This window comes from Erysipelothrix tonsillarum DSM 14972, from assembly GCF_000373785.1.
GTDB lineage: Bacteria > Bacillota_I > Bacilli_A > Erysipelotrichales > Erysipelotrichaceae > Erysipelothrix > Erysipelothrix tonsillarum.
This window is the reverse complement of sequence record NZ_KB892379.1, coordinates 212,388-238,550: the sequence shown is the minus strand read 5'-3', so window position 1 is coordinate 238,550 and position 26,163 is coordinate 212,388. Positions and strand designations below refer to the sequence as shown.

Sequence of the window (26,163 nt, the reverse complement as noted above, 5' to 3'; positions counted from 1 at the left end):
CTCCAACCATACTGTCATAGTATAGCAGTTTCGAAGCAGTCCTGCTTTGAGTTTTCTCACAAAAAAAGTGCCGACGGCACTTTAAACAGAAATTTTTAAAAATGTTGCACTTCCATTTACGGTAATTCCAATGGTTTGTGCCTCAATAAAAACAGTTTCACCAGCATTAACCAATAATGTGTTTTGATGATGACTGATTGTCATTTCGCCTTCAAGAACTACCCAGGCATTAAAGCTTAGTCCATCGACATCCAACATCATTTCCCCATACACATCGATGCGTGTAGTTTTAAAATATGGACAAGCAATAAGACACTGTTTCTGATAAGTATCATATTGAGTTAAGGTTCCTTGCGGTTTAAACTGGGTATTCAGTGGTTCAAGATTCGATACCTCTAATGCCTGCTTGATGTGCAGTTCCCGGGTACGTCCCTTAGCATCTTGGCGATTAAAATCGTAAACACGATACGTTGTATTGGAGTTCTGTTGGATTTCACAAATCACAATACCCGCACCAATCGCATGAAGGGTTCCCGCTTCCACAAAAACAACATCTCCTTTTTGAACCGGCACCCGATTTAAAACTTCCAAAACGGTGTTCGATTCGATTGCTTGCGCAAACATGTCAGGTGTTAAACTCGTTTGAGTTCCATAATAGATTGCGGCATCCGGGTCAGCTTCAAGAATGTACCACATTTCTGTTTTACCGTATTCCCCTTCATGTTCCAATCCATATTCATCATTTGGATGAACTTGAATGGATAAATCACATTTCGCATCAATAAATTTCACGAGAATGGGAAAAAAATCATAATCTTGTGCACGTTCCCCTAATATTTGTGTTCCGTAATACTTGATATATTCAGCGAGTGTTTTCCCCGCATCCGGTCCACTTGCGACCCGACTGGCACCATCGGGATGTGTCGAAACTTCCCAACTTTCAGCAACAACTTCTAACTCTGTTTGTTTATGATATGTTTCTTTTAATTTTGTCCCACCCCAAAGATAATCTTTGAATGCTGGACTGAGTTTAATTACAGCCATTTTAACCTCCCTAAAGGTTGGTCACGTGTTGTGGCCAACCACAACACTTATGAAAGTGAATTAAACACAAGTAACGCACCCCCAATGAGACCATTGTCATCACCAAGTTGTGCTCTTTTAATCATTACATGTTCTTTTTGAACGTCGTATACCTTTGCTTTTACCCGGCAGGTTACATCTTCAATAAAACCTTCAATTTTCAGGGCGACACCACCACCCAACACAATAACATCAGGATCTAAGACACCTATCATCCCGGCCAAAGCATTTGCAAGATATTCTTTGCAATCATCGATAATAGCTTGCGCTCCCGCATTACCTTGATCTGCATATGCTACGACATCACCTGCATGTACAACATGCAAGCCTATTGTCTGTGCACGCGCAACGATAGCCGTTCCACTGCACATTGATTCCAAGCTTCCTGCCATAAGTGGCTTCAATTGATGCCCTTGCGGTACGAGAATGATGTTCGCAATTTCTTGGGCAAATCCATGAGCACCTTGAAATATTTTTCGATTGAGAATAAGACCCCCACCAACGCCTGTGCTTATGGTTAAAAACTGCACGATTGCACATCCTTGACCAGCACCTTGACACGCCTCTGCAAGACCAGCAAGATTTGCATCATTTTCTACCCAAACCGGACATTGTAATCGTTTTTCTGCTACATCTCGAAGTGGAAAATGGTGCCATCCCGGTAAATTGGGCGGTGTTAAAACGATCCCATTTTTTAAATCTAACGGACCCGGACATGACATGCCAACACCTAATATTGGTGTGTCATAAGTTTGGATTACACGTTCAATATTTTGAAGGTGAAGGTGAGGGTTTTCAATATCTGTGGAGAACATATCTCGTTGATGAATCTTCCCACGTTCATCAACCAGCGCCACTCGTGTATTGGTTCCGCCGATATCAACACTAACCGCGTAGTTCATGATCAGTTCCTCCACATTGGATACGGTGCGCTGCAACTGCCCCCATTAGATTCGCATGATTATGAAAAGCACATGCTTTTAAATTGATAACGACATCCTTAATTTGTGCATCATGGAGATAGCGATTTACGCGTTGTGTTAATTCTGGAATGAGATTTGGGTATTGAGAGACACCGCCACCTAAAACAATGCATGTTGGATCGAGCGTGAATTGTAAATTATAAAGTCCTAACGCTAGGTAATCGTAGAAGTTTGACACTTCCTCCATCGCAAGTGCATCTGTTTTAGCAAGCGCAAAGACTTCTTCTCCCGATATTGCATCCGATGCATAGCCTTTACGATTGCAGTAGCGCTCCGCCATGTGTACTGGGGTTGCAAGCATACTAAAGGTTTCGTGCCCATCAAGAATCATGCATCCAAATTCTCCAGCAAAGCGCTGGGAGCCCCGTTTTAATTTACCATCAAGAATGACCGCACCCCCAATGCCGGTTCCCACAACAACAAATAACACGTCCTTTTCATCTTTTGCCACCCCTTGCCACACTTCCGCGAGTGCTGCACAGTTTGCGTCATTTTCAATACTTACAGGTAGATGAAACAAGTCTTCTAATTCCTTAACAATCTCAAAATGATGAATATAAGGTATCGCACTTATGCCACCCACCACACCGCGTTGTACATCAACGCTTCCTGGCGATGAAATTGCAATCCCTTGAAATTCATGTGTTGAATCCCTGACTACTGCATTCATTGCTTCTTTCATTGCAGTCCATGTGGCGGGTGTTTTGAAGTACCCATGCTGCGATAGCACCCTACCATCCCACACTGCATGTTTTACGGATGTTCCACCCCAATCAAAAATCAAATATGACATCACTCAATCCCCCCTTGATGATGCTTAATAACATCATGCATCCAAATACTGCTTTTTTTTGCATAGCGTTTTTGTGTTTTGAGATCCACTCGATAAAAACCATAACGGTTGCGATAACCATTCAACCACGACCAACAATCTACAAATGTCCATAAATGATAGCCAAAACAATTGGCTCCGGCTTGAATTTCTGTTTCCAAAACTTTTAAATGATCGTAAATAAATTCAATTCGATAATCGTCCTGAATTATCCCTGATGCATCCATAAACCGTTCTTCATGAGCAACACCCATCCCATTTTCTGAAAGATACCAAGGAATGTTTTGATAGTCCGTTTTAATCAGGCTCGCAATGTCATGGAGCGCTTCCGGATAGATTTCCCATCCGCGATAAGGATTCATACGACGGTTAGGCCACTCATAAGGCAAATAGAAATCACTTGGGTCTTGTGCTGGAATATGCGTTGTGTGCGGTGCTTGAACGCGTCGTGGTTGATAATAATTCACCCCAATAAAATCAAGTGAAACGTTTGCAATTACCTTGAGATCTTCTGGTTTTGTTTTCGGCATCAATTTATTTTCTCGGAGCAAAACTTTCAATGCTTCCGAAAATTGTCCTAACACCATCCCATCCAGAAAACTTTTAGTATTCAATAGATCCGCAATCTGTCGTGCTTTCACATCTTCTGGACCGTCGCTTTTTCCATACACGGGAGTCAGGTTCAAAATCGTACCAAGTTTTAGCGTCGGTTCCACTTCCCTCATCGCTTGAATTGCTTTTGCATGCGCTAAGATGGTTTGATATCCTGCTTGAATGGCTTTTTTAAAATCATGAATGGCGGGATAGTGGTAACCATAGAGGTAACTGCATTCTACATGCACGATTGGTTCGTTAAATGTCGTCCAATATGTCACAAGATCGCCAAACGTTTCGACACAAACACGGGCATAGTAAGCAAATGCATCACTAATGCCGGAGTACTCCCATCCCCCTTTTTCCATTAACCACCACGGCATATCAAAATGAAACAAATTAATAACTGGCTCAATACCAGCTTCATTGAGAGTCGTGAAATAGTCACGATAAAAGGATACTGCTTTTGGATTAATTGTCTTTCCATCCGGTAGCAGGCGAGTCCAAGCAATTGAGGTTCGAAAAGAATTTAACTTCATTGCTTGCATACGCTTCACATCCTCACGATAGTGATGGTACACATCACTGGTTTGGTTTGGACCCATGCGCTGGTCGAATTGATTGGGATCTAGTCGATGCCACATATCCCATGTGCTAGGACTTTTACCATCAAGCAGAGCGGCTCCTTCACTTTGCGGAGCCGAAGTCGCCGCCCCAAACCAAAAACCTGAAGGAAATTTCAAATCATTGCTTGGTTTCATACCTGTACCTCCTTTTTGAAACGTAGTGTCAGTATCTCCGCAGGTTTGAGCGTTCCATCAAAGTTGCCCCGATTTCGTTCTAATACATCCGATTTAAAAACAGTATGATTGGGAATTGATACGGATAACAAACTTGATTTTTCAGAACTCATATTGTATACACGCAAAATCGGATCTATTTCGTGCTCTTTTCGTTTTAATGATGTCATCCACGCCTGCTTTCCTTCACACGCAAGGTAGGTAAAAGTTGGTGCCAAAGGGCCATCATGGCGGCTACATTGTGCGCTTTGAAAGCCCACTTGTTTTGCTTTAACGGCTTGGTAGGTTTCAATACGGTCGCAATCTCCATGACACGCTAGATACATGGTTGCATGATGTTCACCCAAACATTGTGCTTCTGGGGTTGGGAAATAACCCCAATCCCCTAGCTCACCAACACAACGCAACACTGTGACAGCAATCGTATCGTTATTTATAATTTCATATTCATTCAGACCTTCATTTCCAACAATCATGCCTTGTCCTTCTTTGTATAAGCCACAAAAAGCCTGTTGATGTTGAGGATTGGATGGGTTTTCCCATGCTTTACTTACAGCATTAGGACGGGTGATGACTTCATAAATACTTTCAGCTTGATGATGGGTTGTCTTAAATCCAGCCTGATAACATGCACGCAAGCGGTGATCTTTCATCTCATTTTTAAAACGCGTCTCAATCTTTAATACTTGACTGTTTTGTTCTAAGGTGAACTCGGTTGTTATGGTTAGTGGTAAGGTTTGACTGCTTCGTTTTGCTTGTCGCTGACGCATCTCGGTCACAGACGCCTGCTCATACTCAAGTAAGGCATCTGCACTGATGGGAATTTCGATCACTTGGGTCATCGATATGCGTTGCCTCAAGGGACTCGATTCAAGTTTACGAATTATCGCAGGAACACCGCGACTTGTAATCGTTATATCGCCATAGGGTTGCTTGAAAATATACTCATTACCAATATCCCCAGCATTGTCATAATAAAACACATCTTGATACGATTTATCATGAGTTTTATCGTATACATCAACGACACCAGTTTCACTTAAACACACCTTTAAATAATCATTTTCAAGGCTATATTCTGTTGACGGGATCCATGGCTTTAATGCTGCGGTTCCTTCTAAGAGTGCAAATGTTTGCCAACTTAATCCTGGTAAGGTACAAGCTAATCTGATTTTCACCATTTTAGCCATGTAAGGAACTCTAAACCCATCTTTAGGCAAGTCAAAATCAAACTGAACCCACGAATCAATTATTTCCGCAAACACAGGTTTTCCATGTTCGTCTTGAACACAAAGTGTTGGTAGTTCCTTCGCCTCCAATGTTTGATACAAAACATTAGGTTTCGATTGATTAAATGGAAGTCGTTCCCATTCCAAAGTAATGGTTACGGTGTCTGTGCGTTTAGTACCCAATGTATTCACTACCGTAAAGGGTCGACTTGATTTAGGAAACATCGATGTATTCAGCTTTTGTTCTAATTGCGATAGCGCTATTTCTTTAACGTAAATCCCCACCTCCTCTGCACTTTCAAATCGAGTCATCATTTGACGATGCACTGCATCGACAGAGCAACCACAAATACTATCGTGGGGATGATTTTGCATAAGTGTTTTCCAAGCATAGCGTAGTGGATCATGTGGATAATCTGCAGGCTCTATCGCCATAGTTGCCAATGGCTCCGCAATAAGTTCCAACAAATTTTGAACCGCTGTATTTTTTTGTTTTAAATAAACACGAGCTGATGACGTATTCGCCAAGGTATACCATCCATCCGTTTCCTGACTGGTTAGTTCTCCTTTAACACGTCCTAAATCATTTGGAATTTCTGCCATAACTTCATTTAAATAAGTATCGAAATCGCTGTGGATAAATTCATATTCAGGATAGAGTTGATTTGCGATTCGAATGGCTTCACTCACATTTTTTTGAACGGGTTGATGGTCCACCCCATTCATCATTAACAGATGACGCGTTGATGCATATTTTTCAACATCTGCCAATTTTTGATCCCAAAAAATTTTGGCTGCTTCTACTTCAACGGGAATTTCATTTCCATTGCTATACCAATTCGCAAAAAGGATACTGAAAATTTCCGTATTATCAGCACCTTGCCAAATCAGCTCAGAGTAATTTGAAACATAAGCTTCATCAACCACTACATTATTAAACCCCGTCGTTTTAACACCCCGACCATATGCAACTGCATTTATATCGGCTTGTTTCATTAATTGCGGAGCCTGACCCATATTGCCAAATGTATCGGGGAAATATCCGAGCATTACGGGATTTCCCCATTGCTTGCTTTCATCCAATCCGACAAGCATATTGCGCGTATTGGCTTCAGCACTGATCAAGAAATCATCTTGTAATATATAGAATGGGCCCACTTTAAGTTTTCCTGATTCTGTCGCCGCACGTACTGCCTCACGTCGTTCTGGTCGTACTGCTAAATAATCATCTAAAGGAATAGTCTGACCGTCCAAATGAAAACTTTTAAATTCTGGGTCCGTTTCAAATAGCATCAAAAGATCATCCATCAATTCCACCAAACGCATATGATGTTGTTCATATGGAAGGTACCATTCCCGGTCCCAATGACTATGAGATATGATATGTACTTTTTTCTTCATCTTATCCTTCCTTTCTGACACGAATATCGAAGTAGTCCATGACCAATTCACAAAACATCATGTTCGCCCACGAAAACCACTCGCGGGTATATTGGTTTGGGTCTTCGACATCAAAACTCTCATGCATCATTTTCGTACCACCATCGGTTTGCACCAAGGTATTCAAAATGGTTTGTTTTGTTTCCTTGTCCGGTGTTGTAAGACCCTCTATGGCTAAGGCAATAGGCCAAATATAACCTTTTGGTGTATGAGAACTTCCACATCCAGATGCATAGGTTCCAGAAACGTAATAGCGATTAGCAGGACTTAATATGTGCTTGCGGGTTCTTAAGTAGCACGGGTCATCCCATGCACAATAACCAAGGTAAGGTGCTGCAAGTAACGATGGAACATTCGGATCATCAATAAGACTCGCATTGCCGAATCCATCCACTTCATAGGCATAAATCGAACCCATTTCTTGTTCCACGACGCCATGCGTTTCGATGCCCGCCGTAATAGCTTCCCGTAATAACGATGCTTGCGAAACAATGGTCTCATTATCCAAAATGTCAGTATAAATGGTTTCAATATAACCAAGGACAACGGTCGCAAACATATTTGACGGCACCAGATAGTGATACTCACATGCATCATCGCTGGGTCTAAATCCTGACCATGTCATCCCGGTATATCCCACCGGCGTACCTTTTCCCCCGCACACTAAAGTATCCTCTTTACGATCTGTATGTCGTTGGAATGTATAAGGGGACTGGTCGTGATTTTGTTCTCTCTCCCATAAATCTAAGATAGTGCGTACCGCATTGGTGTATTCCGCATCGAAGATGCTTGCATCTTGTGTTTCAAGATAATACAAGTAAGACAGTTGAATCGGGTAACAAAGAGAGTCAATTTCATATTTTCGTTCCCAAATAAAAGGCGTCATCAATGTGTCGTCTGTTTGGTGTCCTGCTCCATTGGCCGTTTCATTAAAAGCATTGGCATACGGTTCATGATTGATACAAAAGATTTGACGGCCAATAACGCCACGGATTAATTGTTTGATTTCCAGATCCTTAGAGGCTAAAACAAGGTAAGGACGAATTTGAGCAGTGGAATCACGTAACCACATTGCCGGAATATCGCCCGTTAATACAAAAGTGTCATCCTCTGCAATCCGTTTGACGGTTGTCAACAAGGTATTTGAAAAGACATTTTCAAAGATTTCTGCCCAGACCCGATGCTCGGATCCGCACACTGTTTTAATGTGTTGAATCAGTTCTTCTACACACTGTGGAACTGTTTGGTATGTCGTCATAACGCCTCCTAATTGATATATCAATTTATATTTAATAATTACATATTCATTGTATGATATACCAATTGATTAAATAACGAACAAATTATAGGTTTTTATGTACGTTTTATTGGATTGAAATAAGCCTTAAACATGCTATAATTTTGATATGATATATCAACTAGAGACGGAGATTTACCAATGACCAAACCATTGTATGAGAAGATTAAAAACGAAATCCAACGCGATATTATGAATGGTAACTTACCGGTTAACAGTCAATTACCAACGGAACTTGAACTTTCAACGAGGTATAACGTAAGCCGGATTACATCAAAACGCGCATTAAATGAATTAGAACGAGATGGGTTAATTTATAGGATTCAGGGAAAAGGCAGTTTTGTTGCGGATACTAACATAAAAAAGTCATCCGAAGATGTCTTTGATTTACTCTTTATGATGCCTTTTCCCGATGCTTCAAATTTTGGAGATTACACTTCGGGAATGCTTAAAGCAATTCATGGCACGCCATATCGACTTCACATTCAGCGCTATGATTTAGAAATCCAATTTGATCAATATGCCGGTGTTATTTTTTACCCAGTCGACAATCACGATGCTCTTGAAGCAGTATTTCCACTTTATGCACGTAAAATTCCTGTGGTAATTTTAGATAAAGAAGTATCTGGTATGCCCATTACCACTGTTGTATCAAATAATAATCAGGGTGGTTATGAAGCTACGAAGCATCTCATCGATCAAGGTGTTGAAGATGTCTTGTTCATAACTTCCGAAACAATTGAAAATGTTTCTTCCATTCGCTCCCGGTATTTTGGATACTTACGGGCACTTTCCGATTATCAACAGTGTTTTTCTCGCGCACCCATTCTATGGTCTCAAGATAATAAAGCCGTCCAAGCTCAGTTGATATCACATCTAGATAGCGGCACTTGCGGTCTTGTTTGCGCTAACGATATCCTTGCATTGAACCTTATGAACGACTTAAAAGCGCTCGGGTATGATATTCCAAAAGACCTGAAAATTGTCGGCTTTGATAATACCCAAGCCAGTGCTTATGTTGATCCGCCCCTAACAACAATCGCCCAAAATTTTGAAGCGATTGGGCGTGTGGCTATGGAAGAATTATTAGCGCTTATCAAGAATCCTAGCCATCCAGTCTCTACGCAAGTTCTCGATGTAACCTTAATAAAACGAAAATCAACTGATTAAAGGAGTAATCATGACCACATTTAAGATTGATACCCGTATTGGAACCGATAACCGCCATGCTTTTTCGAAAGGAAACACGCTCCCTTATACTGGGGTGCCTTTCGGAATGAATTATTTCGCACCACAAACGGATGCATCCAAAGGAAGTTGGTGGTTTCATCCTGACGACCAAACTTTTCAAGGCCTTCGCCTAACGCACCAACCCAGCCCGTGGATGGGTGATTTTTCATCAATGTTGTTGACGCCATTTGCCGGGGAACAACGGGTTTCATCCTTATACGACATTCAAGCATCTTACCGCAACCATGAAGCTCTTTTTGAACCGCATTATCTTAAACTATACATACCTCGATATGATTTAACCAGCGAACTTACAGCTTCTACATATGGTGTTGCACTACGCTTTAATGCTCATCAACCCCTTTCCTTAGCGTTCAGCGCTATAAACCATATCGAAGTCACACAACAGGGGGATGTGCTAGAGGGATGGGTATCAAATCCAAGCGGCTGCGAAGACCCAAACCTCAAAATGTATTTCGTCTTAAAACCTAGTGTTCCTGGAGTACTGCAGCAAGTCAATTCTGAACTCTATGTTTTTCAAACTACTGCGACAACGCTTGAAGTCTATGGGGCTTTTTCCCATCAATCCATGGACCAGGCCCACCTTAATTTAACGCGGGAAAAACACAGTTTTGATCAAACATATGAAATGACTGCTATGTTGTGGCATGAAGCACTGAATGCAATCACAATTACGCATCATAATCCCCAGCAAGCTATAATGTTTCGTCATTGTCTCTATCGCGCTCATTTATTTCCCATGACGTTTTATGAACTAGATCTAGACTTAAACCCTTGTCATTTTGATACAAAATCGAAGCGTACCCAACCCGGTTACATGGTTACAAACAATGGTTTTTGGGATACTTATAAAACTGTATATCCCTTAATGAGTTTAATTAACCATTCTCAATATGCACTCAGCTTAAAGGGATTCTTGAATCATGCACAACACACTCAGTACCTACCCAAATGGCTTTCTCCCGATGAACGTGGTCTTATGCCTGGAACACTGATTGATGCCGTTATCACGGATGCAATGCTAAAAGGAATTGGAAGTGAAGATGCCGATACATTCCTTAATTACATGATTCATGCTGCATCTCATGAGTCAAAGAATCCCCATTATGGAAGACGTGCTGTCGAGGATTACCTTCAATACGGATACGTCCCCAATCATTACGGGGAAAGCGTCAATCAAACACTCGATAATGCTTATTCGGATTATTGTATTGCGCAACTTGCATCTTATTGTCACCGACCACAAGATGCATCGGACTATCTTTCCAGATCATATAACTATCGTAATCTTTTTGATTCTAAAACTGGTTTTATGAGAGGACGTGATACCTCTGGGAATTTTGAAGAACCTTTCCTCAGTCATCGTTGGGGTGGAGCTTATACCGAAGGTTCTGCATGGCAAAACAGTTTTGGAGTCTATCACGATATCCAAGGGCTTGTAAATCTTTATGGTGGGAAAACGGTTTTCTCTCAAAAATTAGATGCATTGGTTAACCAAACACCTCAATTTGATGTCGGAAGTTATGGTTTTGAAATTCATGAAATGAGTGAAATGGCCGCAATCGATTTTGGGCAAATGGCCATATCCAATCAGCCTTCCTTTCATATTCCCTACCTTTATAGCTACGCTGACCAACCCAGCTCCGGACAAGTCTTATTGCGACAATTGATGACCCATTGCTTCAATAATCATTTCCCTGGAGATGAGGACAATGGTAGCATGAGCGCGTGGTACCTCTTTAGTGCCTTGGGTTTTTATCCCGTTTGTCCCGGAAGTCTCGAGTATGTAATTGGAATTCCCCTCATCGACCATGCTCGCATACGCCTAAGCAATGGAAATACCTTCCGTGTTACCACCCATAATAACCACCCACAGTGTAATTTTATTCAACATGTCTCTTTCAATGGTGAACCCTACCACCAAAAAGTATTACCACATGACTTGATCATGAACGGCGGTCACTTGGAATTTACCCTTGGAATTGTCCCTAATCATAATTGGTTCAACAGTGACGATCCTTACTCAGTAACCCAAAAGTAATTTTTAATAATACGAACCCCTTAATCTTGATATAGAAAAAGGGGTTTTTGATTATATTTATTTCGTGAAGAAATATGGTATAGTAATAATTATCTAAAGGAGCATTAATGATGACTTATACTTCAATCATTAAAAAAATTGCGCCCCTACCCGGTTTTGATGTTTTTTTTCAACGTTCGAATCGATAGGAGGACTATTTTTTGAGAAAAAACATCGTAAATTCAGAACCAACTTTTTTACTTATTATTATTTTATTGGGTTTTCCCCAACTTCATGAAGCCTTATTTGCCCCATCTTTACAACATGTGATGCAAACTTTTTTGGTCAGCGCGAACCATGCACAAAATAGCATTAGCATTTATTTCGCAGCCTTTGCATGCGGCGTACTCTTTTGGGGCACGTATTCCGATGCCCATGGACGAAGACCCGCCATGCTTTACGGATTTCTAATATATCTTGTCGGAGCAATTCTGGCGTTTTTCGCACCCAATTTTGTGCTTTTCCTTTTAGGACGCGCTATTCTCGCGTTCGGAATTGCTACCGCATCGGTTACAACTCAGACAATTTTGCGCGAAGCCTTCTCTCCGCAAGTACGGAACAAATTATTTTCTAAAGTTTCCATCGGGCTCGCTTTTGTACCAGCACTTGGACCTGTATTGGGAGGCTTGATTGTCGACCACTATACACTGCACTCTTTATTAGGAGTATTGCTTGCAATGGGCATAAGTGTCATAGTGCTTGCCTATATTAAACTTCCTGAGACTCGCATTCAAGCGAACGCCTCAAAAATCCGCGCAAACGTTGTGTTCAAACGACTGGTAAAAACTCCAACCGTTTGGATCTATGGATTCTTTATTGCGGTAATGAACGCAGTGATGTCTTGCTACTACGCAGAAGCACCCATAATCTTGCAAGCATACTTTAACCGTTCATTAACAGAAATTGGAAGTTACAGCATTTTCTTTGCAATTGCCACCATTCTTGGGGCACTATTAACACAGAAACTTTTAAACTACATTAAACCCGAACGGATTATTCTAATTGGGAATATTATTTTTGGAATCGGTAGTGTAACTATGGTTTATGCTACCCAATCACCTTCCATCCTCTACTATCTTGGGGGAATGGTTATCGTTCGATTTGGTACAGCCATTGCCCTTTCAAATGCGATCAGTCTTGCCTTAAATGGATTTGAAGATGTCTATGGGACCGCAGGGTCATTATTCAGTTTAGGTTACTACCTTTGTATCAGTCTACTCGTTCGGATTATGGCTACATTGCATAACGGCAGCATGTTGTTGATGCCAAGTTACTTTGTAATTCTTGCTCTTGCTTTAATCAGTTTATCTATCTACACCCTTAAAATGAAGACTCATTAAGGGAATCCATAACACAAAAGCCTTAACACGTTAATTTCGGTTAAGGCTTTTTTTATTTAGCGTATACGCTCCGGTTGATTCAAATACCGTTCTCGATATTCTTTAGGCGAAATACCACATTCTTTTTTAAAGTTTTTATAAAAGTATCCTGAACTTGTATATCCAACAAGCTCCGCGATTTCATTAATATTATGATTGGATTTAAGTAATAAGTTCTGTGCCTCTTTAATGCGGAAATGATTTAAATATTGCGAGAAACTTTTATTTGTTTCTTTCTTAAACAACTGACCTAAGTACATCGCATTCATATGGAGCGATTCCGCAATAGAACTAATGGTAATATCTTTAGCGTAATCTTTCAATACAATGTGTAAAACCTTTTGAATATTTGGGTTATGTTGTTTTAAAACATGGTCCTTCCGTGTTGCTTCTAGCGCATGATGCAGTACTTCACGTATATCCGCAATACTGTCACAATCATTTAATTCGTGCAATAAATCATGGTACATCTCTGAACCAACACTTTCTTGTTGACGATAAATATCAGAAAAGATTATAAAACCAATATAGCGAACATATTCCGGTTCCGCTTCATACTCAAACAACATTTTAAACATCGCACCGATTTCATGCTTGATTAATTGAATATCTCCAATTGATAAAGCATGGTGAAATTTTTTAAACGATATTTCATACAACGATTCATTGCGCTCTAGTTTATTTTTCAACATCATCCGTTCCGTAATCGGGTGATCCCCATAAAAACGGGCAACACTCACGATTGTCTCCGCCTGTTGATAACTGTTAGGAACCTCTTCTAAAGGCACTAAGATTTCCCCAACAGCAATAATTTGTTCTTGGTGATCTGCGTGTTGTGATAGATCTTTGCGAATACGATCGAAATCTATACGGTCCGCCTCAAGGATTATCACTAAATCTGTTTCATCATAAAATGCATAATATTGGTCATGCTCAATAAGCCATTTAATCCACATATCCTGATTATGTTCTGGAATATGGGTAATAATCATACATGTATAAAGTGCATGCGCCTGCAGCGGTTTCCCAACTTGTTTCAAAATCCTCCGTAAATCAACGCTATCAATATCATCATTAACCCACCGTTCCAAAGTACTCTCAAATAATAACGTGTCAGTTCGAGCATGACGTTTTTCATTTTCCAACTTTAATACGGTTTTACGCAAGGTTTCATTTAACTCAACTTTACTTATTGGTTTCAAAAGGAAGTTTTCCGCCCCCAATCTTATCCCCTCTTTTACATATTCAAATTCTTGATATCCTGATAATACAATAAAGTTGAAATTGATATCCTCTTCTTGGGCTGCTTGAACAAATTCAATACCAGAACGTTCTGGCATGCTAACATCGGTCACAACAATATCAACTGGATGAATACGTACAAATTCGAGAGCTTCCTCACCATTGGCCGCCGTCCCTATGCATCGAATTCCTAACACGTCCCAATTAATAATTTTTTTAAGTCCACTTAAAATCATATATTCATCGTCCACAAGTAATACGTTATACATGATATTCCCCCTCTTCATCAAATCGCATCGTTACTGTAAATCCATTTTGATGGTTCGTACTGATGGTCATATAATAATTCGCATCATTAAAGTAAGTCTTAAGGCGCTCATGAACATTGAGTAACCCTACCGAGTTATGATCATTAATATTAAAAACTGAATCATCAATCAGTTTTTGAATATGAGAAAGACGATCTTTCGATACCCCTTTGCCATTGTCAGATACTTCCAGTACGATGTGACGACCGTCACGATAAGCGCTCACTTTAATTGCATTATCCACCCGTCCAAAATCGATTCCATGCACGAAATAATTTTCAATGAGCGGTTGCATGGTAAATTTAGGTACAACAATTTGTTCTAACCCTACTTCGATATCAAATTTATAGGCGATTCGATTGGGATAACGCATTTGGTGTAAGTAGACATACTTCTCACAAAATTCCAATTCTTTCGACAAAGTCGTCGTTTTTTCTAACGAAATATTGTTTCGCAACAAACTAGCGAACGTATAAACAACATCAGCGAGTTCATCAACCCCTTCACTCACAGCATACATCCGTATGAATTCGAGTGTATTATAGAGAAAATGCGGATTTATCTGTGATTGAAGGGCGCGTAGATTAATATCCTGTTGACGTATTTCTAGCTGATAAATTTCTTCGACATATCGACTAATACTGTCTAACGTTTCATTAATCCCGATTGCGATGTCATTCAATTCATCCTCTTTGTCTTCGGTAGGGATGCGGAAATCAATCGCTCCAGCTTTAACCCGATTCATAGATTGTAAGATATCATCAACTTGATGACTGTATCTACCAAATGTACGAAACAGCAACCACAATAACAACACGTCCAAGACAATACTACCGAGGATTACCGAAGCATATGTCTTAAAAGATTTCGCTAGAATATCAGCGCGATTTACCGCAACAACAATACGGTTTCCATTTCCCAACAATACTTCATGCTTTAAATAGTGTTGGTCAATGAGGCTACTATAATCTCGCCCAGACTCATAACTTTGTCGCAACATAACACCCAATCCCTCATCTTCACGATCAGTATAAGCATACTTAATTTTTCCATTCTCTGTCAAAATATAAATTGATCGTGGCACTGAATGATTAATGGAATCAATTTGGGTATTGATGCTTTGTGTATCGGCAATTAAATGAATAATTCCCACAGGATCATACGAATCATAATTCGTTAAAATGCGATGAAATACCAACTGTTCCCCAATATTGGGAACTTTTTTTGGTTTATACCCCATTTTTTGTAATGTGTGTGAGTAATACAGATCATTCGAATTATTCAATGTAATCATAAAACCCTCAATCCCATCATAGCGATCATAGAGTTTTTGAATGTCTTTCGGAAAAAAAATAAACGGTTCTTGCGATAATTGTTGTGTATAATAGGTCGGAAGATCCATATATAAATAATCTTTCATGCTTTGTACGTGATCGGCATCCGTAAATAAGTCAAATACAATTTTGCGAAGATCTTGCTCATAGTTTTCAATTGTTTCGGTCATTTTTTTACTGATTGCCTTATTCTGCAAAACCGCTTCATCATTGTCTCGTTTTGATGTTACATAACCCACTGAAATGGCAAAAATTGTAATAATGATTATTAGAATGATTGAATACGACTTCATTAATTTTTTCATTAAACTTGTATTATCTGTATCAACACTAAAGAACTTCAATCTTTTCATCAACTTCCTGAATCCATCCCCGCAAACTCCAGTGCATGAGCACGATAAACAAGCCTACACTGCCAAAAAGAATTAATCCCTTATATCGATATGTTAGTGCGAGTACACACATCATTAACATAAGGATACGAAAGATTTTAAAGAAATTAACAAATACAGAAATAACACTAAGTTTAAGTAGATTATAAAAATCTATTTCATAAGACGCCTGAATCATAAGCCCGTAGATATATGCAATTGATAGGAAAATTATCATTGCGATTAACATAAAATCCAGGACAAAAAAGAGTGGATGTCGAACTTGAGTTGCGAGATAAATATTATAGGCAATAAGTGTCTGTGGTAATAAAACACTGTAAAACAATGCATTGCCACGTATGAAATGTGTTTTAAACAGTATTCCAAGATTACCCCATGCATAAGCACGATATTCCCAACCATGTTCGTGATACATTCCCATGATAATCATGAATGCTGGTCCAACACCTAAAATGATACCACCCATTAGCGTTAGAACCCAAAACATCAAACTCATCTTCATCACGGTATAAACCCGTTCAAAGACATTTGTAATTGTAGTTGCAACCATATATACCCCCTTGACTTCATAATCATAGCAAAAATCGGGATATCAAACGATACCCCAATTTGTGCTCTTTGTTCAATTTATTTACGATTTACTTGCTAAGAATGCATCAAATTGTGATTGCATTTCTTCCAATACTTTATCCCATCCAGCCGCTTTAAGTTTTTCCACAAATTCTGGAACTTTCACTTCTGGATCAACAGTTCCTGTATTAATAACCGCTGAATATTCTTCCATAACGTTCATTAAAGCACTGATTTCTGTTTTAACTTCATCTGTCTTGAAGTTAAACCCTAAGATTGGTGATACGGGTGCATTTTTGGTGTCTTCTGCACGTTTCGCAATCATCTCATCTGTAATCTTAGCTTGTTGGAGTAGAAGGGCACTGTTACCCGTATTCCATGCTGCCATATGATTGTCTTCTTTATAACCATCTAATAATTCAAGGTGGTTATCATCAATTTTCTTCCATGCTTCGCCCTCAATACCGTAAATCAGTGTGTTCATCATCTGAGCGTTGGTATTGAGTAGGTTTAACCACTTCACTGCTTCAACCTTATGTTTTGAGTTGATTGCGACAATAAAGTTACCCATTTGTGCTTGAGCTGTAGATTTTAAAGGTTTATTGAGTGGTCGTGAAATAATTTCCTTACCAGCTACTTGCGATAAGAGTGAATCGCCATAGTCTGCTGGTCCTTGTGTTTCTTGACGCATAAACCATACTGGACTTTCAAGTGCATAACCCGTTGTGGATGTTGCTGCATCTTGAGGAATTAATCCTTTTTGGTAAAGTCCGTGAATTTGTTTTAAGGTATCCATTCCTTGGGGTGTTTCATAAGCATTCACAATTTTATTTGTATCCCCATCAAGGTTAATTGCAAATGGTAATTTATCACCTAAGATGTAATCAAAGTTTCCTAATGTTGCTTTATAACCACTACCAATTGCGAACGGCGCAACTTCAGGCTCGTTATCTTTAACGGTTTGAAGCGCAGCTTCCGCATCTGCATAACTGTTAATGTTTGATACATCAATGTTATATTTATTTAAGTAATCTGAATTAAAAGTAAGCATTTGTTGCGCAAACACATTCCCGTTGATAGGGAATCCATAAAGTTTTCCATCAATAACATTTCCATCGTAGTAGATTGGGTCAACGGAATCAAAGAACTCTTGCGCATGTTCTTTCACAAGATCCGTTAAATCTGCATAAGCACCTTTTTGTGCATTGATGGTATAGTTATTCGCAAATGCTAAGTCAAACTCATCACCCGCTGTAACCATAACAGACATTTTTTGTTCATAATCTCCCCAGCCAATATAGTTAAATTTAACTTTAACACCAATTTCTTCCTCAGAAATCTTATTGATTGCATCAGTTAATTCATCAAGATTCTTGGGTGCATCTCCCACTTGATAAAGTTGTAAAGTTACAACTTCTCCTTCTGGTTTATCAGTTTTCTTATTGCCACAACCTGTTAATACAAGTAATGCAGCTATTAAAACTGTAAACGTTTTAATAACGCCTTTTTTCATGATGTTCCTCCTCTATAAAATATCATAATTAGGCAAAGCTGTTTATATCGCTCTTACTCCTTAACACCCCCAATGGTTAGACCACTAACAAAGTATTTCTGGAAGAATGGGTACGAAACAGCAATGGGCAATGTCGACAGAACAACCATGGCCATACGTGCCGATTCTTTCGGTAATCCAATACCATTATTGATTCCAGATAACCCTACGTTTTGCGAGATATAATCAAGATTTGATTGAATCTTCATCAGTAGGTATTGTAATGGGAATAAGTTTTCAGAGTTGATATATAATAGGGCATTAAACCAGTCGTTCCAAAACGCCAATGCAGCAAAGAGGCTGATTGTCGCAATTCCCGGAACCGCAAGTGGTAATACAATTTGGACAAAAATTCGAAATTCACTTGCGCCATCAATACGGGCTGATTCAATGATTGCGTCTGGAACTGTTCGTTTAAAGAATGTTCGCATGACGATAATATTGAAAGGACTGATAGCCATCGGCAGAATAAGTGCCCAAATGGTATCCTTGAGTCCTAATAATTTGGTCATCACAATGTAATTGGGAATCATCCCTGCACTGAACAACATTGTTAGTAAGGCAAATTTGGTAAAAAACTTCCGATACTTAAAGTTTGGTCGTGATATCGCATATGCATACGTTGATGTGAACGTAGTATTAACAATCGTTCCCACCACTGTAATAAATACTGTTACACCAAATGAGTTTAAAAGTTGCCCTTTAAAATCATATAGAAATTTATAACCGTCCAAACTCACCTCTTTGGGAAAGAGGGAATAACCATTAATCATCAAGGCCGTTTCTGTTGTGAATGATACGACAATTACAAATATAAATGGAAAGATGCACGATAGTGCAAAGAGTCCAATAATAACATTAAACAATCGATCGGTATTCTTACTAAAACTTCGAATTTCTACTTTTTCAATTTTTTTCTTTTTCATACACCCTCCTAAAACAATCCGGATTCAGGATCAACACGGCGAATGATCGCATTAGCAGAAACGAGCATCACAAAGCCCACAACCGATTGGTATAACCCAGCAGCCGAGGACATCCCCAAATCTCCTGATGCTGATAAACCTTTATAAACATAGGTATCAATAACCATCGTAACTTGGTTAAGCGGTCCCGAATTTCGAGTAACATTGTAGAATAACCCAAAGTCGGCCCGGATGATATTCCCTACCGCTAAGATCAACATAATACTAATTAAAGGAATAATTTGTGGTATCGTAACATGACGAATTTGTTGCCAACGGTTTGCGCCATCCACAATCGCGGCTTCGTAATACGTTGGATCAATCCCCATGATGGAAGCAAAATAAATAATACTGTTGTAACCAATATTTTTCCAAATACCAATCACAATAATAATAAATGGCCAATATTTGGGTTCATTGTACCAGTTAATCGGATCTTTACCCATCATGGCAAGAATACTATTGAGTGCACCTTTGTCTGGACTTAAGAACGAATAAACAAAGAATCCAATGATGACCCAAGATATAAAATACGAAAATAGCATTGTTGTCTGAAACACTTTAATTTTTTTCTTAGATCGTAACATACTCATAATGACAGCTAAGACTACTGCAAGCAATGTTCCTAATATAATAAAAACTAAGTTATATAAGACTGTATTGCGTGTCATAATATACGCATTATCGGTCGAGAACAGAAACTTAAAGTTTTGAAACCCAACCCATTTACTGTTATAAAGACTTGCGAAAAAACCATCCGGAGAAAATCTAAACTCCTTAAATGCCACCACATTTCCTAATACTGGAATATAGAAAAAGAAGATCATCCAGACTGCACCGGGCAACGCCATGAGCAGAAATGGTGCATTTTTCTTTAAATTGCGTAATACTTTTTTCAATTGATTCACCCCAAACATCTATGTATTGCTGTTGATTTACATACTAAGTGTACCGCTTTCATTCTTGGGATATAAGGCACAAAATATACTATTAAATCAACAAATTATAGTTCTCTCTCCTCTCAAAAGCAATAAAAAAAACATGTTTTCCGCATTGATTCTATCAATACAACATCCAGGAAGGAAGCCAGTATATCAATGCGTTAACATGTCGATCGAAAAGTCTAAAGCGGGAGACACCGTCTTTAAACCTTGTGTACTCGATTATCAAGAATATATTATGAGTAGGTTTCTTGATACTTTAAGTTTAATCAATTAAGCGCCTCCAAACAAGAAACAGATTATAGATTTTCATCTATAATTCTTAGTTTTGACCCCAACTTTTTATCGCAAATGCTTTCAACGGTGCTTCAATTTTATGGCGCACTGCATCCGAAGTTAATGCATCCGGTCTATCACACCAAATAGAAAACATTGCCCCAAGTGCGGGTGCTTCTTGTTGGTGGGGTCCAGGACAACTTTCGTGGCGGTTTGAAAATCGGTTCGGTTCAAAATCTCGAATAATTTCGACTTCAGTAGGATAAGTATAACCAGCGTTTTCCCCCAATACAAAATAAAGTAATTGATCCATATAGTTTACGACTTTATGCCCTGCGTCCACAAATGTCTGTACCGGAGCCATCATCGGATTCCAACTTGTCCAATAGGTGATAATAATCGATTGATTCAATCGGACGGTTGGTTTCTGATCAAGACGGTATAAACCATCATTCCATGCACGGACTGTTTTTCCGCGCGATTGGAGATAAGCCGCAATGTCATTGACATAATCCACAAAAGTATCAAACCCTTTTGCATCTGGACCAAAATGTTCTTTTGCATAAGCTTCTAATTGTGGAAATTGATCATACTTTCCAAAGTCAATAAACTCATCTGCTCCCATATGAAAACTCGTTGATGTTTCAAATAAGGTATCCATCTCATCATATATTGCTTTAATAAAATCCCTTGCCGCATTGCTTGTAATATCAAGACCCATGGTCGTATTTGGCATTAAATATTCTGGATATGCCTCTAAAACAACTTGAAGATGACCCGGAGAATCAAAGGACGGAATAATATCAATGTAATAGTCATTGGCGTGTTTGATGATTGCTTTGACCGCATCTTGACTTAAGTGTTCCTCTGAAACAATCCGTGGAAACCGTTTGGATTCAATACGAAAACCAAGATGCTCCGAAAAGTGAATTTGAAGAGTATTTAGTTTAAAACGGGCCATCATATCGATAACATCAAAGAACCAAGATTGGCTAAAGAATTTACGTCCCAAATCAACATGTAACCCTCGTTCTTGAACTTTTGCTTTTGTTAAGTGAGGATTTGCCTCACCCGCAAAGATATCAAGCAGACCATAAAAATGTCCCCGTTCTGTATTTGATGCAATCACAATCAGATCATCATCATTATAGTGGACTTGATACCCGTCGTAGTTATAATGTTCTAAAACCGAGTGGTTTAATTGAATTTTAGAAGTATCTACCTTTGCATTAGGGTAGAGCGTTTGTGCTTTTTGAATTAATTTGTGTGTATACATCATACGTGCTCCTTTTGTATCATTTTTAAAAATGTTGGATAAGTCATGGTGCTTTCTTTACGCCAAGCTTTTGCTGCCATTGCACTCATAGGTAATTCGATATCCTTGATGATGGCATCCTCAGTTTGTAAATCGGGCTCATCACACCATAACGAATAATAGACACCCCGCCCAAGTTCTAACTTTGAGAGTCGTTGATTTGATGCGAATAACGCAGGTTCCCATAACTCAAACCAATTCGCTGGATCAATACATTTCACACCAACTTCTGGATGAAGTACATAGTAGAAGTTTTCCGCATGAAAATTAATAAGTGGAATGTCTTTTTCTTCAAAATTAGATAATGGTGCCATATATTGATTGTATTGCGTCCAATAGGATACTTCGATACTATCTTTAAGTGAAGTGATCGGCTTTTGGTTGATACGATCGATACCATCATTCCATACACGAACGGTAAACCCTTTAGTTTCAAGAAGTTCTGCAACCGAGTTAAGATAGTGAATGTATGTATCAAAACCGCTATTTCCATTTAGTTCTTCCCGTGCATAGCGAGTAAGACTTGGAAATGCATCAAAAGATTCAAAATCAATAAATTCATCACCTCCAATATTAAAAATCCGTGATTTTTGAAATATCGCTGCGTAATAATCATATAGCTTGAAGATCATGTTACGCGCATTCGGATTCGTAATATCCCACGCTTCGCCATTTGAACCTGGTAATGCAAAATCCGGATATGTTTTTAATACATGTTTTAGATGTCCCGGACTATCAAACGATGGAACAATCTCTATACAATAGCGATCAGCGATATCCATTATTGTTTTAAGTTCGCGATGATTTAAAAAAACATCACTGACAATTTCAGGATAAAGCGTACACTCTAGACGAAATCCTTTATTCTCACTAAAGTGAAGTTGAAGCATATTCATGTTGTGCCACGACATGACTTTAATCAGATTTATGATCCACTCTGGCGAGAAATATTTACGGCCGCAATCTAAATGAAATCCCCGTTCTTCGACACTTGGATAATCAGTGATAACCCCTTTCTCAAGGTTGCCGTAACGGTGTTCATACTTCAAAAGTGTCTGGAATGCGTAGAGGGATCCTTCTTCGTCATTTGTGTGTATTGTAATCGAATCACCAATAACAATTATGTAGGAACCACGAATGTTTTTATGTTTCATCGGTAGAATTTGTATCGTGGTACTTTCGACATCCTTTGTTTTTACACGTTCTTTATGAAACTTAATGAGTCGGTCATCGATTGCTGCTGAAATGAGTCGCTGAGTTTGAATGTGTATTTTTTCTTTTAGCGTAGATACACCACCACTTAAGACATACTGCTTAACTTCAGGAATAATTGCCCGTTGCGAATAGGATTTCATAAATGCCTCCTTATATGACATAGTAATACCATGCTTTTGGTAATACGTCATCCACAAATGATGAACTTCCATAATATGTACTGAAATGCCTAAAAATATTACTGATGCCTACAAAAAAAACACATCCGAAGATGTGTTTACTTTGTATTCAAGAATTGATCAATTTTAGTCTTAATGTTTGTAACTTTCGGACCATAAATAACTTGCACGGTATTCCCGCTAATGAGCGAACCCGCCGCTCCGGTTTCTTTGAAACCTTCTTTTTGAACTAAAGAACCGTCTTTTACTTCAACACGTAAACGTGTTGCGCAATTATCAACCGTAACAATATTAGCCCGGCCACCTAACGCATCGATAATGGTTGCGGAAATATCATCTGTTTCTTGCAGATCTTTTTTTGTATAGAGTTTTACGTTACCACCACGTTCGCGTCCAGGTGTTTTAAGGTCGAATTTACGAATAGCAAAACTAAAAACGAAATAATAAATAAAGCCATAAAGAACCCCTACCACGACCACCGGAATCCAATGTGTCATCGCATTACCAGGCAAAACACCGTATAAAATAAAGTCCAACAGACCCCCAGAGAACGTAAGTCCAACACCTACGGATAAAATATGCATAAGCATAAATGAGAAAGCAGCAAGAACTACATGAACACCAAAATACAGAAATGGTGAAGCAAACAAGAATGAAAATTCAATAGGTTCCGTAATTCCTGTCACAATGGATGTTATGGAAGCCGAAACAAGCAATCCTTTTACCTTTGCCTTGTTTTCAGGTAAAGCTGTTTTATACATTGCTAACGCGGCTGCTGGGAAACCAAAAATCATGAACGGAAACATTCCCGAGAAGAAGCGTGCATATTCCGCATCAACGGGAATCCCTGCAGCTAATTGTGCAAATACAATGTTTTGTGCACCCTCTACCATATTACCAGCGACCATTGTACTTCCACCAAGCGCTGTTTGCCAAAACGGCAAATAGAATACATGATGAAGACCAAGTGGAATAAGCGATCGATAAATCAAACCATAAATAAAAGTACCGAAATAACCCATTTTAGAAATTGCGACACCCAACGAAGCAATTCCTAAAGCAATATAGGGCCAAATCCAAACAAATACAATCCCCACAAAAATCGCGAACACTGATGAAATAATCGGAATAAATCGTGTTCCGCTGAAAAATGAGAATGCATCATTAAATTCAATTTGATAGAACTTATTATGCAATACTGAGACCATAACCCCAATAATGATTCCCCCGAAAACCCCTGTATTCAACGTGTTTTCAATACCTAAAACATGGGTGATCAAACCTGGGGTCTGCATCAAACTCTCTAAGTTGCCAAATTGTTCAATGGTTGAAGCCATAGCGACATTCATCATTAAATAAGCAATCGCAGCTGCAAGTGCAGCAACCTCCTTAGATTCTCGAGCCATACCAAACGCAACGCCAATCGCGAAAAGCAGCGGAAGGTTTGCAAATACAATCTCCCCACATGCTTTCATAATCATTAATATTTTATAAAGTATACCTGTTTGTGCAAGGATACCTTGTAAATTGTACATCTCTATTAATGACGGATTGGTAAACGTTGCACCAAGTCCTAACAAAAGACCTGCAAATGGTAACAATGCAATCGGCAACATAAAGGTACGTCCTAATTGTTGAAGCAAATCAATAACTTTCTTTTTCATTTTTCCCCTCCTTGAGTGTCTATACTTTATCGAATATAGAAAGGGATTTCAAGATGTTTTTGATAAAAAATGATAAATTAAGATTAAGAACGATATTTGTTAGATTTTCGCTTTTTTTTATGTATTTTAGGATATGAAAGCGATTACAACAATCGTAGAATATAACTATAACAGAAGATGATTAAAATCATCACAGGAGGAAAAATGAAAAAATTTTCTAAAGTAATTACAGTATTACTTGTACTATTACTTGCTGTTGGATGTGGTTCTAAAGGAGGAGACAGTGACAGTCTCGTTGTTTATACAACAAACTCCGAAGGTATTATCAATGCCGTAATCCCTCTCTTCGAAGAAAAGACCGGCGTTAAAGTAGAACTGATCCAAGCTGGAACAGGAGAACTCTTTAAACGAATTGAATCGGAAGCAGGCAATCCTTATGGAGACGTGCTCTTCGGTGGGTCATATACACAATATCTTGGAAATAAAGACTTGTTCCAAGAATATGTATCAACAGAAAATGACAACATCATCGATGCATATAAAAATAAAGATGGTTATCTAACATTTACAGTATTAGATGGTAGTGTTCTTGTTAAGAATAAAGAACTTACTAAAGATATTAAAATTGATAGCTACGAAGACTTACTTCAACCTGAGTTAAAAGGAAAAATAGCAACTGCTGACCCTGCAAACTCATCCAGTGCTTTCGCACAACTTACAAATATCCTTGTATCAATGGGAGATGGTGATTACCAATCCGATAAAGCTTGGGACTATGTAGGTAAATTAATTCAACAATGGGATGGTAAAATCCAATCAAGTTCATCAGGTGTTTACAAATCAGTAGCTGATGGCGAAATGCATGTTGGGCTTGCTTACGAAGATCCTGTCGCAAAATTAATTCAAGATGGTGCTGAAAACATCGAAATTGTTTATCCAAAAGAAGGTGCAGTATTCTTACCTGCTGGATCAGCAATTATTAAAGATGCTAAAAACGTAGAAAACGCTCAAAAGTTCATTGACTTCTTATTATCTCAAGAAGTTCAAGACATCTTTGGTTCAGAACTCACAAACCGTCCTGTACGTAAAGATGCAAAAGTTGGGTCACACCTTGATCCATTCGATCAAATTCCTCTCAAATACGAAGATATGGAATATGTATTTGATCACAAAGCAGAGATTGTAGAACGTTATACAAAACTCTTTGCAGAATTACAATAATCATAAAATAGAAAGAGGCAA

Annotated in this window: 19 protein-coding genes; 4 read left to right on the top strand and 15 right to left on the bottom strand. The window is 38.8% G+C overall.

Annotation, left to right across the window (positions count from 1 at the left end):
- Positions 1 to 81: 81 nt before the first annotated feature.
- Genes B096_RS0106810 through B096_RS0106785 form a run of 6 tightly spaced genes read right to left on the bottom strand, consistent with a single transcriptional unit; the run spans position 82 to position 8,219 of the window.
- Positions 82 to 1,044 (bottom strand): type I phosphomannose isomerase catalytic subunit, encoded by a 963-nt coding sequence (locus B096_RS0106810; protein ID WP_018579998.1) that lies wholly within the window; start codon positions 1,042 to 1,044, stop codon positions 82 to 84.
- A gap of 47 nt (positions 1,045 to 1,091) precedes the next feature.
- Positions 1,092 to 1,985, bottom strand: coding sequence for an ROK family protein (locus tag B096_RS0106805; protein ID WP_018579997.1), 894 nt, complete (start codon positions 1,983 to 1,985; stop codon positions 1,092 to 1,094).
- Positions 1,969 to 2,859 carry an ROK family protein gene (locus B096_RS0106800; protein ID WP_018579996.1) on the bottom strand — a complete coding sequence of 297 codons (891 nt, stop codon included), beginning with the start codon at positions 2,857 to 2,859 and terminating at the stop codon, positions 1,969 to 1,971. The genes B096_RS0106805 and B096_RS0106800 overlap by 17 nt, the downstream gene beginning before the upstream one ends.
- The gene (locus B096_RS0106795; RefSeq protein WP_018579995.1) at positions 2,859 to 4,253 is read right to left on the bottom strand and encodes a glycoside hydrolase family 1 protein; all 1,395 of its coding nucleotides are present in this window, start codon (positions 4,251 to 4,253) and stop codon (positions 2,859 to 2,861) included. The genes B096_RS0106800 and B096_RS0106795 overlap by 1 nt, the downstream gene beginning before the upstream one ends.
- Positions 4,250 to 6,922, bottom strand: a complete 2,673-nt coding sequence (locus B096_RS0106790) for an alpha-mannosidase (protein ID WP_018579994.1) — start codon at positions 6,920 to 6,922, stop codon at positions 4,250 to 4,252. The genes B096_RS0106795 and B096_RS0106790 overlap by 4 nt, the downstream gene beginning before the upstream one ends.
- Position 6,923: 1 nt before the next feature.
- Entirely contained in the window at positions 6,924 to 8,219 is a 1,296-nt protein-coding gene (locus B096_RS0106785; protein ID WP_018579993.1) for a glycoside hydrolase family 125 protein, read from the bottom strand.
- 180 nt (positions 8,220 to 8,399) lie between these two features.
- Between B096_RS0106785 and B096_RS0106780 the strand changes: the two genes are divergently transcribed.
- The 3 genes from B096_RS0106780 to B096_RS0106770 all read left to right on the top strand — a co-directional run bounded on the left by B096_RS0106780 (position 8,400) and on the right by B096_RS0106770 (position 12,929).
- Positions 8,400 to 9,428 (top strand): GntR family transcriptional regulator, encoded by a 1,029-nt coding sequence (locus tag B096_RS0106780; protein WP_018579992.1) that lies wholly within the window; start codon positions 8,400 to 8,402, stop codon positions 9,426 to 9,428.
- Positions 9,429 to 9,438: 10 nt separating this feature from the next.
- Entirely contained in the window at positions 9,439 to 11,550 is a 2,112-nt protein-coding gene (locus B096_RS0106775) for a GH92 family glycosyl hydrolase (RefSeq protein ID WP_018579991.1), read from the top strand.
- Positions 11,551 to 11,750: 200 nt separating this feature from the next.
- Positions 11,751 to 12,929 (top strand): multidrug effflux MFS transporter, encoded by a 1,179-nt coding sequence (locus tag B096_RS0106770; protein WP_018579990.1) that lies wholly within the window; start codon positions 11,751 to 11,753, stop codon positions 12,927 to 12,929.
- Positions 12,930 to 12,985: 56 nt separating this feature from the next.
- Here the strand turns inward: B096_RS0106770 and B096_RS0106765 are convergent, their stop codons facing one another.
- The 9 genes from B096_RS0106765 to B096_RS0106725 all read right to left on the bottom strand — a co-directional run bounded on the left by B096_RS0106765 (position 12,986) and on the right by B096_RS0106725 (position 24,921).
- The gene (locus B096_RS0106765) at positions 12,986 to 14,479 is read right to left on the bottom strand and encodes a response regulator transcription factor (RefSeq protein ID WP_018579989.1); all 1,494 of its coding nucleotides are present in this window, start codon (positions 14,477 to 14,479) and stop codon (positions 12,986 to 12,988) included.
- Positions 14,472 to 16,205, bottom strand: coding sequence for a sensor histidine kinase (locus B096_RS0106760; RefSeq protein ID WP_018579988.1), 1,734 nt, complete (start codon positions 16,203 to 16,205; stop codon positions 14,472 to 14,474). The genes B096_RS0106765 and B096_RS0106760 overlap by 8 nt, the downstream gene beginning before the upstream one ends.
- Positions 16,183 to 16,794, bottom strand: a complete 612-nt coding sequence (locus B096_RS0106755) for a YesL family protein (protein ID WP_018579987.1) — start codon at positions 16,792 to 16,794, stop codon at positions 16,183 to 16,185. Before B096_RS0106755 ends, B096_RS0106760 begins: the two co-directional genes overlap by 23 nt.
- Before the next feature lie 81 nt (positions 16,795 to 16,875).
- On the bottom strand, positions 16,876 to 18,327 hold the full coding sequence (locus B096_RS0106750) for an ABC transporter substrate-binding protein (RefSeq protein WP_018579986.1): 1,452 nt from the start codon (positions 18,325 to 18,327) through the stop codon (positions 16,876 to 16,878).
- A 53-nt stretch (positions 18,328 to 18,380) separates the two neighbouring features.
- Positions 18,381 to 19,292: a carbohydrate ABC transporter permease gene (locus tag B096_RS0106745; RefSeq protein ID WP_018579985.1), complete on the bottom strand. Its 912-nt coding sequence runs from the start codon at positions 19,290 to 19,292 to the stop codon at positions 18,381 to 18,383.
- An 8-nt stretch (positions 19,293 to 19,300) separates the two neighbouring features.
- On the bottom strand, positions 19,301 to 20,239 hold the full coding sequence (locus B096_RS0106740; RefSeq protein ID WP_244264581.1) for an ABC transporter permease: 939 nt from the start codon (positions 20,237 to 20,239) through the stop codon (positions 19,301 to 19,303).
- A 355-nt stretch (positions 20,240 to 20,594) separates the two neighbouring features.
- Positions 20,595 to 21,827, bottom strand: coding sequence for a family 20 glycosylhydrolase (locus B096_RS0106735; protein ID WP_244264580.1), 1,233 nt, complete (start codon positions 21,825 to 21,827; stop codon positions 20,595 to 20,597).
- The gene (locus tag B096_RS0106730) at positions 21,824 to 23,218 is read right to left on the bottom strand and encodes a family 20 glycosylhydrolase (RefSeq protein WP_018579982.1); all 1,395 of its coding nucleotides are present in this window, start codon (positions 23,216 to 23,218) and stop codon (positions 21,824 to 21,826) included. Before B096_RS0106730 ends, B096_RS0106735 begins: the two co-directional genes overlap by 4 nt.
- 137 nt (positions 23,219 to 23,355) lie before the next feature.
- Positions 23,356 to 24,921: a PTS transporter subunit EIIC gene (locus B096_RS0106725; protein WP_018579981.1), complete on the bottom strand. Its 1,566-nt coding sequence runs from the start codon at positions 24,919 to 24,921 to the stop codon at positions 23,356 to 23,358.
- A 204-nt stretch (positions 24,922 to 25,125) separates the two neighbouring features.
- Here B096_RS0106725 and B096_RS0106720 point away from each other — a divergent pair, with 204 nt between their 5' ends.
- A complete protein-coding gene (locus tag B096_RS0106720) occupies positions 25,126 to 26,142 on the top strand; it encodes an ABC transporter substrate-binding protein (RefSeq protein ID WP_018579980.1) in 1,017 nt (338 codons plus the stop codon).
- The last annotated feature ends 21 nt before the right edge of the window (positions 26,143 to 26,163 follow it).